The organism is Roseibium aggregatum IAM 12614, from assembly GCF_000168975.1.
GTDB lineage: Bacteria > Pseudomonadota > Alphaproteobacteria > Rhizobiales > Stappiaceae > Roseibium > Roseibium aggregatum.
Map to the genome: position 1 here is coordinate 1 of NZ_AAUW01000029.1, position 12,565 is coordinate 12,565.

12 protein-coding genes and 1 pseudogene are annotated in these 12,565 nt (G+C 51.3%); 3 read left to right on the top strand and 10 right to left on the bottom strand.

The genetic code is table 11. The annotated features are described in order from the left end of the window. Window positions 1-314: 314 nt before the first annotated feature. Window positions 315-626: a helix-turn-helix domain-containing protein gene (locus tag SIAM614_RS28170; RefSeq protein ID WP_006939883.1), complete on the bottom strand. Its 312-nt coding sequence runs from the start codon at window positions 624-626 to the stop codon at window positions 315-317. A 195-nt stretch (window positions 627-821) separates the two neighbouring features. Here SIAM614_RS28170 and SIAM614_RS28175 point away from each other — a divergent pair, with 195 nt between their 5' ends. Next, entirely contained in the window at window positions 822-1,310 is a 489-nt protein-coding gene (locus SIAM614_RS28175; protein ID WP_081455378.1) for a helix-turn-helix domain-containing protein, read from the top strand. A 40-nt stretch (window positions 1,311-1,350) separates the two neighbouring features. Here the strand turns inward: SIAM614_RS28175 and SIAM614_RS28180 are convergent, their stop codons facing one another. The 6 genes from SIAM614_RS28180 to SIAM614_RS28205 all read right to left on the bottom strand — a co-directional run bounded on the left by SIAM614_RS28180 (window position 1,351) and on the right by SIAM614_RS28205 (window position 5,890). After that, on the bottom strand, window positions 1,351-1,947 hold the full coding sequence (locus tag SIAM614_RS28180; protein ID WP_050789513.1) for a GrpB family protein: 597 nt from the start codon (window positions 1,945-1,947) through the stop codon (window positions 1,351-1,353). Next, on the bottom strand, window positions 1,904-3,499 hold the full coding sequence (gene tnpC / locus SIAM614_RS28185) for an IS66 family transposase (protein ID WP_050789514.1): 1,596 nt from the start codon (window positions 3,497-3,499) through the stop codon (window positions 1,904-1,906). The genes SIAM614_RS28180 and tnpC overlap by 44 nt, the downstream gene beginning before the upstream one ends. A 62-nt stretch (window positions 3,500-3,561) precedes the next feature. After that, window positions 3,562-3,909, bottom strand: coding sequence for an IS66 family insertion sequence element accessory protein TnpB (gene tnpB / locus SIAM614_RS28190; protein WP_006939891.1), 348 nt, complete (start codon window positions 3,907-3,909; stop codon window positions 3,562-3,564). Next, window positions 3,906-4,316, bottom strand: a complete 411-nt coding sequence (gene tnpA, locus SIAM614_RS28195; protein ID WP_006939894.1) for an IS66-like element accessory protein TnpA — start codon at window positions 4,314-4,316, stop codon at window positions 3,906-3,908. Before tnpA ends, tnpB begins: the two co-directional genes overlap by 4 nt. Window positions 4,317-4,754: 438 nt before the next feature. After that, window positions 4,755-5,018 carry a 30S ribosomal protein S15 gene (gene rpsO, locus SIAM614_RS33625; RefSeq protein ID WP_040441390.1) on the bottom strand — a complete coding sequence of 88 codons (264 nt, stop codon included), beginning with the start codon at window positions 5,016-5,018 and terminating at the stop codon, window positions 4,755-4,757. Between the two features lie 323 nt (window positions 5,019-5,341). Next, on the bottom strand, window positions 5,342-5,890 hold the full coding sequence (locus SIAM614_RS28205; protein WP_157140141.1) for a hypothetical protein: 549 nt from the start codon (window positions 5,888-5,890) through the stop codon (window positions 5,342-5,344). Window positions 5,891-6,292: 402 nt separating this feature from the next. Between SIAM614_RS28205 and SIAM614_RS28215 the strand changes: the two are divergent. After that, a pseudogene (locus tag SIAM614_RS28215) lies at window positions 6,293-7,376 on the top strand (IS3 family transposase). A gap of 100 nt (window positions 7,377-7,476) precedes the next feature. Here the strand turns inward: SIAM614_RS28215 and SIAM614_RS30955 are convergent. The 3 genes from SIAM614_RS30955 to SIAM614_RS28230 all read right to left on the bottom strand — a co-directional run bounded on the left by SIAM614_RS30955 (window position 7,477) and on the right by SIAM614_RS28230 (window position 10,882). After that, complete coding sequence (locus SIAM614_RS30955; RefSeq protein ID WP_006939905.1) at window positions 7,477-8,799, bottom strand: glycosyl hydrolase 108 family protein; 1,323 nt, start codon at window positions 8,797-8,799, stop codon at window positions 7,477-7,479. 344 nt (window positions 8,800-9,143) lie between these two features. Next, window positions 9,144-10,427 (bottom strand): hypothetical protein, encoded by a 1,284-nt coding sequence (locus SIAM614_RS28225; RefSeq protein WP_006939907.1) that lies wholly within the window; start codon window positions 10,425-10,427, stop codon window positions 9,144-9,146. Beyond that, complete coding sequence (locus SIAM614_RS28230; protein ID WP_006939908.1) at window positions 10,427-10,882, bottom strand: hypothetical protein; 456 nt, start codon at window positions 10,880-10,882, stop codon at window positions 10,427-10,429. The genes SIAM614_RS28225 and SIAM614_RS28230 overlap by 1 nt, the downstream gene beginning before the upstream one ends. Before the next feature lie 709 nt (window positions 10,883-11,591). On the opposite strand from SIAM614_RS28230, the gene SIAM614_RS33475 reads away from it, so the two are divergent. After that, window positions 11,592-12,419 carry a hypothetical protein gene (locus SIAM614_RS33475; protein ID WP_198137420.1) on the top strand — a complete coding sequence of 276 codons (828 nt, stop codon included), beginning with the start codon at window positions 11,592-11,594 and terminating at the stop codon, window positions 12,417-12,419. Window positions 12,420-12,565: the final 146 nt, after the last annotated feature.

Sequence of the window (12,565 nt, forward strand, 5' to 3'; positions counted from 1 at the left end):
GCAAAAAGCGTTTGCCGTTCGCAACAACGTCGATAGGCGTCTTCTGGCCGACCTCATCGAACATACCGGAAAGGCAGTCGGCCCAATCCGAGTCCACGTTCCGAAGCCGTCCTTCCGGGATATCGATCAAGGAGATTTTGATGGACTGATACGCGCTCACGTCAGACCTCTAAAATTGCTGAGAATAGAAACCGGGCGCAGGCGCCTCCGCGGCCTCATGGACCGCCCGGCAAGGTGGCGTAGAAGAAGGATGTCAGGAGTGCGGCGGCTTTCTGTGCCCGTCGATTGGTCGATCTTGGACATCGAGCCCAAGCTCAGGCCGCTTTCTTGTCCGGCGCCGCCTGCCCTTTCTGGCTAGCGCGCAAGTTCTCGTATTTGCTAGAAAGGATTCGAGCGGTCCTAATGGGATACCGATCAGGCCACAGGTCTTTCAGCGGCGTTTCCAGAAATTCTGAAATCGACGCTTCAGCCTTGCGCACTGGACGGGTCCACACGTGGGAAAAGCTATTCGGGGTCATCCTGGCCAGCTCGGCCAGCTTTGCCAGGGTCATACCCTGGCGATGAAGCTCGGCCTTGATGGAATGCTTGTCCCATCCGTTCGGGGGAACCTGATCCGGCTTTGCCATGAGGTGCCTCTCTTAAGCTGAAAGCGGCGTGTTGCAGCAGGCCGTTTTCTTGGGATTTGTTGTGACAACTCGGCGCGAAGGTTCGAGCCGATAAGATAGGTTTATACCCGTTCGGTGTTTTTGTAAACGCCCATTTGGGTATTTATAGGTGATGCCTTGGCGAGACCTGAAAGCGAGCCGCAAACGCCTCTAGCTATGCGACTGCGTGAGATAAGGCGTTCAGTTGGTGATCTTGAACGTGACGCATTTGCAAAAAAGCTAGGCATGAGCGCCAATAGCCTTGCGCGGTATGAACGCGGCGAAAGAGAGCCTTCCGCATCCGTTGTAGCCGCCTATGGCTCAAACTTCGGCGTGAACGTTTCGTGGCTTCTAACAGGTGAAGGCGAAATATTCAGCGAACCGTTGAAACCGCAGAGCGGCTCAATAATCAGGAAAATCGATCAAGCGCTTTTCAAGCAAGTCGGCCGCCTGGTCATCAAAGTGCACCGAGACGAAGGCGTAAAACTTCCAGCCGACGCGCTATTGGACCAACAATCCAGCGCATACAACGCCCTGATTGAGCGAGCTGATAACCCGTCGGACACTGAAGAATTGCTTAGCCTAATTCCCTGGCTAGAAGCTCGCCTCAGAAAATCCCTCAAGGCCACGACCGTCGCACCAGGAATCGGAAAAAATCAGGCTTGATAGCTGGGTTCTCAGGCATTCTTGCGCCTTTGGTGCTAACTCAGGAAATCCGATAATTCTGAGTCATCCGAACTATGGATCCATCTGAACGTAAGCGTCCGGTTTGGGCGCGTTTCTTCAACTTTTGGCTTTGGATAACGGATTTGATGAAGTTTGTTTTTCGGGCCGCATATTGACCACGCCCAGCATCTCCCAGACTTTCAACGAGGCTTTGCTTGAGTTCGGTGTACTGCTCTCGGAGTTTCTGGTCAGCGCGCAGCGCGTCGCGGAATGCGATCTGATCAAGGCAATCTGTATCGTTTGGAGGATATAGATGGAGGTTGTGGGTTCTTACATCGCCGTCGCGCAGGCGTATGAAGAGACGACCACTTCGAATGCCGCGATCAATATAACCTAAGCCGGTGAGTGCAGCGGCTATTTGGGTCTCATTGGTTGAACGTACCGCGATGTCCAGAATGGGTTTGGCAGACAGACCCGGCACGGCGGTACTTCCGATATGGTCAATTTCAAATGCCACACCAGGCAATGCTTCAGCGATTAGCGTGACCTCGGATTCGTATAGGTCAGCCCATCTGGGGTCGTGTTCGACAAGACTAAGGGTTGCCTGCCGGAGACCCAAGGCTGGGATCTCTGACATCACTTGTCGTCTCTCTTATTTTCCACGGTAACAGATCACCAATTTGGTTGATGGGATGATCGGCGATGCGGGTCAGCACGTCCCGCAAATAGGCTTCCGGATCGAACCCGTTAAGCTTGGCGGTCTCGATCAGCGACAGGATGCCGGCGGCCCGGTCCCCGCCCTTGTCCGATCCGGCGAACAGCCAGTTCTTGCGCCCAAGAGCAATCGGGCGGATGGAACGCTCAGCCGCATTGTTGTCGATCTCGATGGTGCCGTCCTCAAGGAACCGCCCGAGGGCCTGCCTGCGGTTCAGGGCATAGCGGATTGCCTCCGCTGTGCCGGACTTCCCGGACACTTCGGCAAGGCGCGTCTTCAGCCATTTCTGTAGAGCCTCAAACATCGGTTTGCTCTTGGTCTGACGGAGTTTCAGCCGCTCATCAGGTGGTGATCCCCGAATGGCCTTTTCGATATCATAGAGAGCGCCGATGCGTTGCAAGGCTTCCTCGGCAATCGGCGCTGGCCCATTTCCCGTCAGATCGAAGAACTTTCGCCGGACATGCGCCATGCAGGCCGCTTCGAGAACCTTCGGCGGCTTCGCCTCATAGAGCTCCTTGAACCCGGCGTAGCCATCGGCATGAAGAATGCCCTGGAAGTCCTTCAAATGGGCTTGAGGATGTTCGCCCCTCCGGTCCGGACTGTAGAAGTTACAGACTGCCGGCGGCGTTTCGGATCCATACGGCCGGCCCTCGCGGACATAGGTCCACAATCTACCGGTCTTCGTCTTGCCCTTGCCGGGCGCCAGCACCGGAACCGGTGTATCGTCCCCATGCAAACGATCACCGGCAAAAACATGACCGCGCAGAGCCTCGATCAACGGTGCCATCAGCGAATTCGCTCTACCAACCCAATCCGCCATGGTTGAGCGGGCAAGCTCAACGCCCTCGCGGGCGTAAATCTCTGACTGGCGATAGAGCGGCAGGTGATCGCAATATTTGGCTGTCAGCACATGCGCAACCAGGCCCGGGCCGGGCTTGCCGCGCTCAATCGGCAACGACGGCATTGCCGCGGTGACCTCGGCGTCGCAACCCTTGCACACAAAGCGTGGCTGGACATGACGCACAACACGGAAGGACGCGGGGACGTAGTCCAACACTTCGGTGATGCCCACGCCGCTTTTGAGGAACTCACACCCGCCACAGCATGGACAGGAACGCTCACCCAGGTCGTGGACGATCTCGTGACGCGGTAGATGGTCCGGCAGCGGCTGACGCGCAGGTTTGATCTTCGGAGCTTCGACGCGACCGGGCGTAGCCGCCAGCGGCGCTTCCGCTTCCGCCGCCTCGATCTCCTCCAGTGCCAGTTCCAACTGCGCGATGTCGCGCTCGATCTTCTCCGAAGACTTGCCAAAGCGTGCCCGGCGCAAAACCGCCAGTTGCTCTTTCAGCCTGTCGATCAGACTGTCGCGCGCCTGAAGTTGCCCGCTCTGTCTGGCCAATTCCTCAGCCTGCCGGGCACACAGCGCACGCAAGGCATCAATGTCGTCGGGAAGGCTGGCAACAGCGGAACTCATGCCCAATTTCTTAGCTGATTTGCTTGAGTTCAGCCAACCTTATCCTCATTGAAAAGCTGGCTTTATCCGGCCCGCATCGGTGGGGCCGTCCAGGCCGGGCGCCGCCAGTCAATGCCTTCCCACAACATCGCCAGTTGCGCTGCCGTCAACCGCGCAACGCCATCGGTAACCGACGGCCAAGGAAAGCGGCCACGTTCCAGAACCTTGTAATAAAGACAAAAGCCCTGCCCATCCCAATAAAGCAGTTTGACCCGATCGCCGCGCCGCCCCCGGAAGGCGAACACCGCGCCGGACGCTGGCTTTTGACGCAGAACCTCCTGGACGAGCACAGACAGACCGGAAATCCCCTTCCGCATGTCTGTCGCCCCGCAGGCCAGATACACTCGCACGTTCGATCCGGGCGCAATCATGCCTCTTCCACCGAACGGATCAGTCCTTGCAGCATCAAAGGGTCCATCCCGGCATCCACCTTCAGAACCCGGCCGCCCTTGCAGCGGATCTCGATCCGCCCGATCTGCGCAGCCTTCTTCGGAGCCGATTTCCGCACGGCCTCTTCTTCTGATGCCTTACCAGGTGTCGCTGACTCGCTCTCCACCAGTGTCACAGGCAGAAAACACGGTTCCTGCAAAAGCTTGCCCCGGTCTTCAGCAAATTTCCGGCGCCAGGCGTAAATCTGCTGTGGCAGAACATCATGTCGCCGCGCCACATCCGCAACCGTCAGACCGATTGTCGCAACCTCCTCAAGAATGGCAAGCTTCTGATCATCCGACCAAATGCGCCGCCGCTCCCGGCCCGTCAAAATCTCAACCCGACCCATCGATCACCTTCGCTACGGAATTAATGACGTATCTAATTCCGTAACTTCAACCGAAGACCCAAAATCGAAAAGGGAGCGTCACCGGACGATTACACCTGAACCAGTGTATCTGCACAATCAATCGCGGCGATCAGTGAACTATCAGAACCATGGTATAGATCTCCGTAGTGGCGATACTCGCATGACCTGAGACACAGGTTTCTTACAAATAGTCGGGTTGGGATCTATTACTCCTAACTACCAACCTCCTGAAACTGTTTGAGAATTGCCATGTTACGAGGTTGGGCTCAGTTACCTGAGACCACGACGACCTGCTACCTATGTAGACCGATGAGCGCATCCAGGTCTCAGGTGACCCGCGGGCCAATCAAAAACACCAAGCTCTCACGAACTGATCAACTAGTTTAGTCGCCGCCGTCTGCATCCCAAAGCAACCAGCTACCGCCTAATGCCAAGTCGCTTTATCAAATCTAAATATCGCTCTTCGCTTTTGCCGCGTGTATAGTCCAAAAGCGAACGTCGCTGCGCAACCATCTTCAGCAAACCTCGTCGGGATTGGTTGTCATTTCGAACGTCTTTGAAATGCTTAGTCAGGCTGTTAATGCGCTCAGTTAAAATCGCGACCTGAACTTCCACAGACCCTTCGTCCAAATTTGCTTGTCTATAAAAATCCCTTTCTTGAGCTTTTACTTCGTCTTCGATTTTTCCCAGTCGCTCAATCACCGAAGTTTTATTGAAAGGCCGACACAACGCACTGACAAGGTCCGTCAAGATACTTGCGTTTTTCCTAAGTCCCATTTCAACCATTGAGCGCACTTCAGGGATTTGGCTCGGCAAATGGTAGGTATCTCTTCCATCTGGGAGTTTCGCATGCAAACGAACTGAGTCTTTGATAAACGGTTTGAATACGCGATCTATTCGCGCAAGTTTTTCTGTGGTCGCATCAAAATAAGCATGGCTAGTAACACTGCTTTTGCTCGGTAGTTTTGTTTTCGTCGATCGACTCAATGCAGTCATGATAAACCTCAAGCCAAGTCCAGAACGTAAACGCTCTCGTCACCTAGGGGTGTGCTTCTCGTACCTTTCGTAATGCGTGTCACGGACTTTGTCAGATCAAGTCGAATGATCTCTTGTTCCCATTCGTCTATGAACAATCCTTGTTCCGACAATTGACATTTTTCGCGCATAACCAGTTTATGCTGACCAAGCTGCACCTTTGCCAATCCGAGCGCAACATTAGGGTAGAGTGACCAGCCGCTAATCCCCTTTAATGATAGCACACTTCCCTTGATGGGAACCTCGTCAACCGAAATTCCACGATAGACGACTAGATTTGAAGAATCGGAAAATTTTTTGGCCAAACCAATCAATTTTTCAAGATTCTGCGAAGGTTTTTCTCCATCTCTATGCGCCTGAATGTCAACCTGGAGTCCTCCCATTTGATATAACTCTATTAGTTCTTGTTCTGGTGCACTAAATCCCCTTGAGGTGTAATTAGGCAACGCAGCGAAACCACTAGACTTTTCCTCAAAGTATTTAAATATATCTAATATTGGATCAAGTTTCCCAGTCAAATGGCGCAACTCATTGTGTCTATACGCGAACTAGAACCGCAATCGAATGCATTTCTTTCTAATATCTATACCATCTTGGACAAGACAAACATAAGCGAACTTGTGCTGTCGCCTTGCAACATAATTGGCGCAACTACCAACACATTTCTGCTTTTAGGCTTCAGAAGTAAAGTTAGAAAGCGATTATTCACTGATATAGAGAGAGGTGTAGGTACCGAGCCTATTGTCATTTCTGACATAATTGACCTGCTTCCCATAATTCCCAGTTATCGTAACTTTGCCGCCAGGAACCGTTTGAACGATGCCTGGAGCACTTCAACACTGACGTGCCTCCCACAATTCGGTTCGTTCTGAGCTGGAATTTTCCAATTATGATCCCGTTGACGGGAGATGGAGAGTTCCATGAAGAAGTCGAAGTTTTCCGAAGCGCAGATGGCCTTCATCCTGCGCCAGGCGGATGAAGGCACCCCGGTCTTGGAAGTGTGCCGCAAGGCCGGCATCAGCGACGCGACGTTCTATAATTGGCGCAAGCGCTATGGTGGCATGACGCCGTCCGAGGTGAAGCGGATGCGACAGCTCGAGGACGAGAACAACAGGCTGAAGAAGATCGTTGCCGACCTGACGCTTGACAAGGCCATGTTGCAGGACGTGCTGTCAAAAAAGCTTTGAAGCCTGTTCGCCGCCGCCGTCTTGTCGATGAGGTCCGTGAGGACTGGAAGGTATCCATCCGCCGTGCCTGTTCGTGCCTGCGGATCGACACCTCACTCTATCACTACAAGTCGAAGCGGGGCGATCAGGCAGCGTTGAGGCCCGGATCAAGGAGATCGCGGCAACGCGGGTGCGATACGGCTACCGGCGTGTCCATGTGCTGCTACGCCGGGAGGGGTGGCCCGTGAACGCCAAGCAGACCTATCGCCTCTACAAGGAGTTGGGCCTTCAGATCCGCAACAAGACGCCGAAGCGGCGGGTAAAGGCGAAGCTGCGCGAGGACCGGGCAGAGGCCGTGCATGCCGATGACGTCTGGGCGATGGACTTCGTTCATGATCAGCTCGCCACAGGCCGCAAGATCCGCGTACTGAAAGTCGTCGATACCTTCTCGCGCTTCTCGCCGGTGGTCAATCCGCGCTTCAGCTATCGCGGTGAGGATGTCGTGGCGACGCTGGAACAAGCGTGCCGGTTCGTCGGCTACCCGAAGACGATCAGGGTCGACCAGGGATCGGAGTTCATCTCCCGCGATCTGGACCTGTTGGCCTATCAGAGAGATGTTGAGCTGGACTTCTCCCGGCCGTACGCCTTCATCGAGTCGTTCAACGGCAAGTTCAGAACAGAGTGTCTCAACGCGCACTGGTTCCTGACGTTTGAGGACGCCCGTTCAAAAATGGAGGAATGGCGTAAAGACTACAGCACCGTCCGTCCCCATATCGCCATCGGTAACAAACCGCCGATATCGCTCATGAAAGGCTCATCGGAGGTTTCCGCCCTCTGAGCCGACACCCCCGGAAACTCCGGCCCGGGGCGATCCAAAGACGGAGAGCACTTCAAAGGTTATGAGCAAAGCAATTTAGACTTCACATCGAGATTACCAATCATGACGTACGAGAGTTGACCATCTTTAGAGCCTCAGCTTCGGTCTTACGGGTGCGGGATTGCCAACCGGCACCGAAGGTGTCCCAATTCTTTAGACTTCGATAATAGTCCATCCGCAATTGGCTAAAGCGGCGCACGATATGCTCGGGAGAAACCACTTCGAGCGCTTTGAGGCTTATTGGTCCGATAATACCGTCTTGCCCAACACCAATAACTTTTTGCAAAATCTTGGCGGATCTTCCTGGGCCGGCATTTACACCGAAATCAAACACCACCAAATCAACACCAAGTGGAAGTTGATCGCATTTCAAGGCGTTCCAATAGTTTGCTTGATAAATTTGCTTCGCTTCCAGGGTAGTTAGATCTTTGACGTCTTGGTCGGTGACGTCATCGTTCCGCCAATTCTGGAGTGTATGTATCGTGATGCCTAAGTTTGTTGCACCGCCTGGGTCTTTTGGATGTTTCACATAGCCGCCTTCGTATTGAAGAACGAGATCGACACATTTGGAAAAATTGCTCTCATCAGCATATGCAGTTCTTTGCTTGTTAATAATCGTCGTTGAAGATTTCTCGCTAATACCCGTGCCTCTGGTATCGGCTTGATACTTTTGCGTCTCTCTGAGCAACTTGTTCTGCTGAGTTTGCATCTCAAAATTTACGACATCCTTTTGACGTGATCCTTGAGAAGAACCCAACCAAAAGCTTACCACCGTAGCAAATGCGGCGGTCAGCGCTCCAATTACGATATTTACAATCTGGGAAACCTGATCATTCTCAGAAGGATCGTAAGTATTTGATAGAAGGACTAATATTGTAATGAAAAACCCAAAGACAATTATAGCTGAGACGATTACAGGCGCCCAAGCTATGGCATTTCCAGTTTTCACTAAGTCCCGGAATGATTGTCTCGCGTCCTGAACATCCCCGAGTCTCGCCTTGAATTCTTCAAACTCGTGCTGACGCGTCTTGTCGACTTCCTCAATTTTTGTATTGATCAGCGTTATTTCATGCAATTGTCGTTTTTCTAAATCCTCCTGCTCAAGCTTTTTGAGTTCTATTTCCTGTTGCCTGAGTTTGTATTTCTCCTCAGCCTCAATTTTCTTTAGTTCAATTCGCAGTTCATCAGACATTGCCGCATTTTCAGAAACTCTTTTGCGAACCTCCTCCGGATCGGTAGTTCCAACCACCGCATTTATTGTGTTCGCGATACTCTCTGATATTTGTTCAGATTTTTTCTTATCCTTCTCCGAAAGAAGTACATCAATGATACCTGGAACAATCGATGCTGCCACTGCAACGATTGGCGCAATAGCTACTGGCATAATGACCTCCGTTCAGAAAACTAGGGCGACTTGTTCAGAAAAAATCAAATAAGGCGCTCAAAATGACTTAAATTTACCCATAAAACCAGAAAAATAATCTATAAAGATGCGCGCGAGGGCTTCACACACCACCTTCTATTCACGCGAATGAATTAATCTACACGATATCTTAATTCAATTTCTTGATTCGTGATTAATCAATCTTCAAAAAATTAGACCGAAAAGTGATTTCCACCATCAAAATAAGTATAAACAAAAGCGAATACACAGATATTCTCACACACAATTAATGCATTAATGAAATAAATTTACAAATATTACATGCACTAATGTTTAAACATTCACTATGGGCTAACTTCTTTTTCGACTATTCTCTTGCAACTTGAACGCCGCGCATCGTCACATGTGGCATTTAATCGCGCAATAACAACGGCGACCAAATTAGCTGCAACGTCTGAATACTCTACGCTTAACGTTTTTGCCAATCGACTAAACAGTTCTTCATATTGCTCGGGAGAATTTAAACTGTACATAAACGATCTTGGGATCTGCATAGACAATTCTATCTTTCCCTGATTGGAAAGCTGTTGCGGCAATATGTATCGGTTGTTCTCAAAGAACAAATGCGCCTGTCGAATGTAGCTCGGCTCAGCATCTCCATAGATCGAGCGAGTGCATGCCACTATGGATATCAAAACGGCATACTGATAGTCGCTACTGGGGTCGTTGCGATCACGATAAGCAAAAACAGTGAAATCTATGGCCGACTGATAGCTGTCATTTTGCTCGCCCACAGCCTTGGTAACATCATGTATTCTCGAGCTAATCTCAACTGAAGAGACCCCCTCCACTTCCTCGAAATGACTACCAACGAACAGGTGAGCGGCCTTGACAGACCATTGAGTCGCATTCTGGTCCCAAGTAGCAGGACTCCGTCCGTAAGCCTGCCGATCGACAGTAAAAGTCGTTCCAGTCGGATGCTCTCCACCACATCCCAGCGATAGCTCCTTTGCGTACCCCTCGCGAATATCCCAGCGAGGAACAATTCGCCCCTTCATTTGCGTCAAAATACCGCGTCGCTCAAGCGTATTAAAATACTCAGTTCTGTAGTAGTAATCTTTCTCATCCTGGGGATGTGTCAGATGGACAAGTTCGTCGTTTGCAGCCTCAATCTTGTACGACGACCCTTCGGCAACTGGGCGAGCTTCGGTTTCAAATTTGCAGTACGGCTTCGTGCAGGCATGGTGTTTACGGTGTATGACCACATCATGCGTATCATATGTCCCAAACTTCTGCTTAGACAGTTCCGAGCCCAGAACGACCACAGGAGTTCCAGTCTGAGTAATGCCAGCGACATAACCATCCGGGACAGAGTAACCCGCACTCAACCTTATGAAGTCCGGAAAAACGATTGTCATTGCTGGCAGATAGGACAACAAGCGAGCACGCTCGTTGCCAGAGCCTTTATAAGTTCGCGCTCTGTCTGGGTTAGCGGCAAATCCTGAGAGCGCATATGTTCCTTCCCTGACCCAACGTCCGGCTGGGACATTTTCGTCGTCCAGAGACTTCGCCTTTGAGTTATATCCCGTGACAATAATCAACACGAACAAAGCAAAAAAAACTCTCATTATCGAATCTCCTGAGAAAGACTTTCTATAGAAGTTTTCAAGGATTCCTTAACTGATGAAGCGTGTTTTTCTAATTCCTTTTGAGTTAAATTGGTCTTATGAAGCTCAACCAGATTATCAATTCCTGCAGAAAGCGCATTTAAGGCGATCAATTCCTTACCCAAAATGCCTTGAACCAGGTTTGCCTGGACATCCAGATCAACCCGAAATTCCTTCAAGAACGTTGCGCAATCTTCGTTTTCAAATCGGGCCACAGAAGCCACGCATTGAAAGTTTTCCGTATATTCGGTCTGCAGCCCGGCAATAGCATCCTGCACAATTCGGTTCTGGAAATTGACCAGCGCGCGACGCTTGTCATACAGCTCAACTAAACTTTTCGAGTACTCCAAGACGAAAAAGGCTATAGTTGCAATCAACGCAGACTTGATGAATGCAGACGTCAGCTCTTGAGCCAAAGACTCCTTCCTACCAAGCCAAAAAGATCGCCGAAAAAAGAATAGTGGCTTCGATCGAAATGAATCTGCTTCGTGGTCTGCACGCCCTTTTCTTTGAATGTAGCCTGACCGAACCGACTTTAGCACGTCTGAACAGCAGGATTACATGGACCTGCACTTGCCGAAGTAATGAAACCCATTGAACCCTGAAGGAAAGCAACACACAGAATAATGCAAAGTGGTTTCTTGATCATAACTCACTCCAACAATCTCACAAGAGTTAATAAGGTGAGTATACAACCAAAGAACACACTTTTCAACCAATACGACAAAACTGACGCAGATGCACCTTATAACACCTCTAAGATATTGTTTTTATCAGCTCGACAGACTTTTCAGAAATGGCGGTGATGTTAGAGCTTAGAGCGTTGCCAGGTTAGTGCTCCACATATACCCCCTCTAACTTTGCGTAAACGAAAGCCCAGAGTTCACGCCCGCAAATGGCGACCGCGCACGAGTTCTGATGGAAGAGTGGTATATCACGCCCCTTCATTGCTTCGAAAGATCAATGAGTTGGGTTGAGATCGAAGCCTCTGAAACGAGACTGCTGGTAAAGCCCCGGAAACTTGCAAGCAAACCGGTCGTTATGCACAGCGGTGTCGCTTCCACCCCTTTTTTCGTCAAACGACTCCCTGTAGGCCGAGCGTGCTCAGTCTCTGGAAGTTATTCTATGAAATCAAGAAGATCCGCCCTAACCCCACGGATGATCGCAGCTTATTGCGAGAAACGCCTGCAGCCATTCTTTTCTTCGCACGAAGTCGAAAGTTTGCAGCGCCATCTGATGGCTCTATTGGAACGCTGCGAATACCCAACATACAAAGGTAGCCGCCTCGACATACATGCGTTGGCGGATGACTTGGGACTGGACGCTCATCGACTTGCGACAGAAAGGTCAAATCTCCAGCCCATATTTGACGCTGTTTCGAGATCGATTGCTGATACTTCGATGCATCCCGATACAATGGGGCGCCGAGCATCGCGACCGCAAGAAGCTCGTCCCGATGAACAGGTGCCCGAACGTTCTTCGGAACGTCTTCCCGAAGATCGCAAGCGGCGAGGCAAACAACATCGACCGGTTGTCGAGTTTCCAGATCCATTGCAATCGAAATGGGATCAGCCATCAGACTTTGGAGCAGCTCTTCGTTTGCATTCCAAACGACACGGGGAGTCGATCTATCACCTGTACAATGCTGTGGTCGGCAATGACGACGGCATCAAGCGCAGTACTTTTCTAGGGTGGGGCCGTAGGAAAACCGCGCCGGCAGCACCGATATGCCTTGATATTCTTGGCCGCATCGAACGTCGATATCGGCTACCAGCAGGATATTTCTCCAGTGTTCCCGCAGTTGCTGGACGAAGCAGCGGAAGCTGCGAATTGGACGATATGACTGCCGCGGAACGGCGGCGCCTGGTCTGGCATCTGCCGGACGATTTTCGACGACGATCAAAGACAGAGAAAAGGCCGAGATTATCTCCTGGGTTCGCAACGTCATCATAAGTGGGTCGACCGAATATCGCCGATATCAGGCAGCTGCCACGCGCCAACGCTACGCTGTACGCTTCAATTGCGATGCTGGCCCACAGCGAAAAAACTCGGGTTCTCGCTCAACAGCACCCGGCGGGGTCGTGGCTGCCCCAAAGCGA

Excerpts from the sequence above, each read along its gene's own strand:
- SIAM614_RS28170 (WP_006939883.1), bottom strand. The coding sequence starts at position 626 with ATGGCAAAGCCGGATCAGGTTCCCCCGAACGGATGGGACAAGCATTCC.
- SIAM614_RS28175 (WP_081455378.1), top strand. The coding sequence starts at position 822 with ATGCGACTGCGTGAGATAAGGCGTTCAGTTGGTGATCTTGAACGTGAC.
- SIAM614_RS28180 (WP_050789513.1), bottom strand. The coding sequence starts at position 1,947 with ATGTCAGAGATCCCAGCCTTGGGTCTCCGGCAGGCAACCCTTAGTCTT.
- tnpC (WP_050789514.1), bottom strand. The coding sequence starts at position 3,499 with ATGAGTTCCGCTGTTGCCAGCCTTCCCGACGACATTGATGCCTTGCGT.
- tnpB (WP_006939891.1), bottom strand. The coding sequence starts at position 3,909 with ATGATTGCGCCCGGATCGAACGTGCGAGTGTATCTGGCCTGCGGGGCG.
- tnpA (WP_006939894.1), bottom strand. The coding sequence starts at position 4,316 with ATGGGTCGGGTTGAGATTTTGACGGGCCGGGAGCGGCGGCGCATTTGG.
- SIAM614_RS30955 (WP_006939905.1), bottom strand. The coding sequence starts at position 8,799 with ATGCCAGTAGCTATTGCGCCAATCGTTGCAGTGGCAGCATCGATTGTT.
- SIAM614_RS28225 (WP_006939907.1), bottom strand. The coding sequence starts at position 10,427 with ATGAGAGTTTTTTTTGCTTTGTTCGTGTTGATTATTGTCACGGGATAT.
- SIAM614_RS33475 (WP_198137420.1), top strand. The coding sequence starts at position 11,592 with ATGAAATCAAGAAGATCCGCCCTAACCCCACGGATGATCGCAGCTTAT.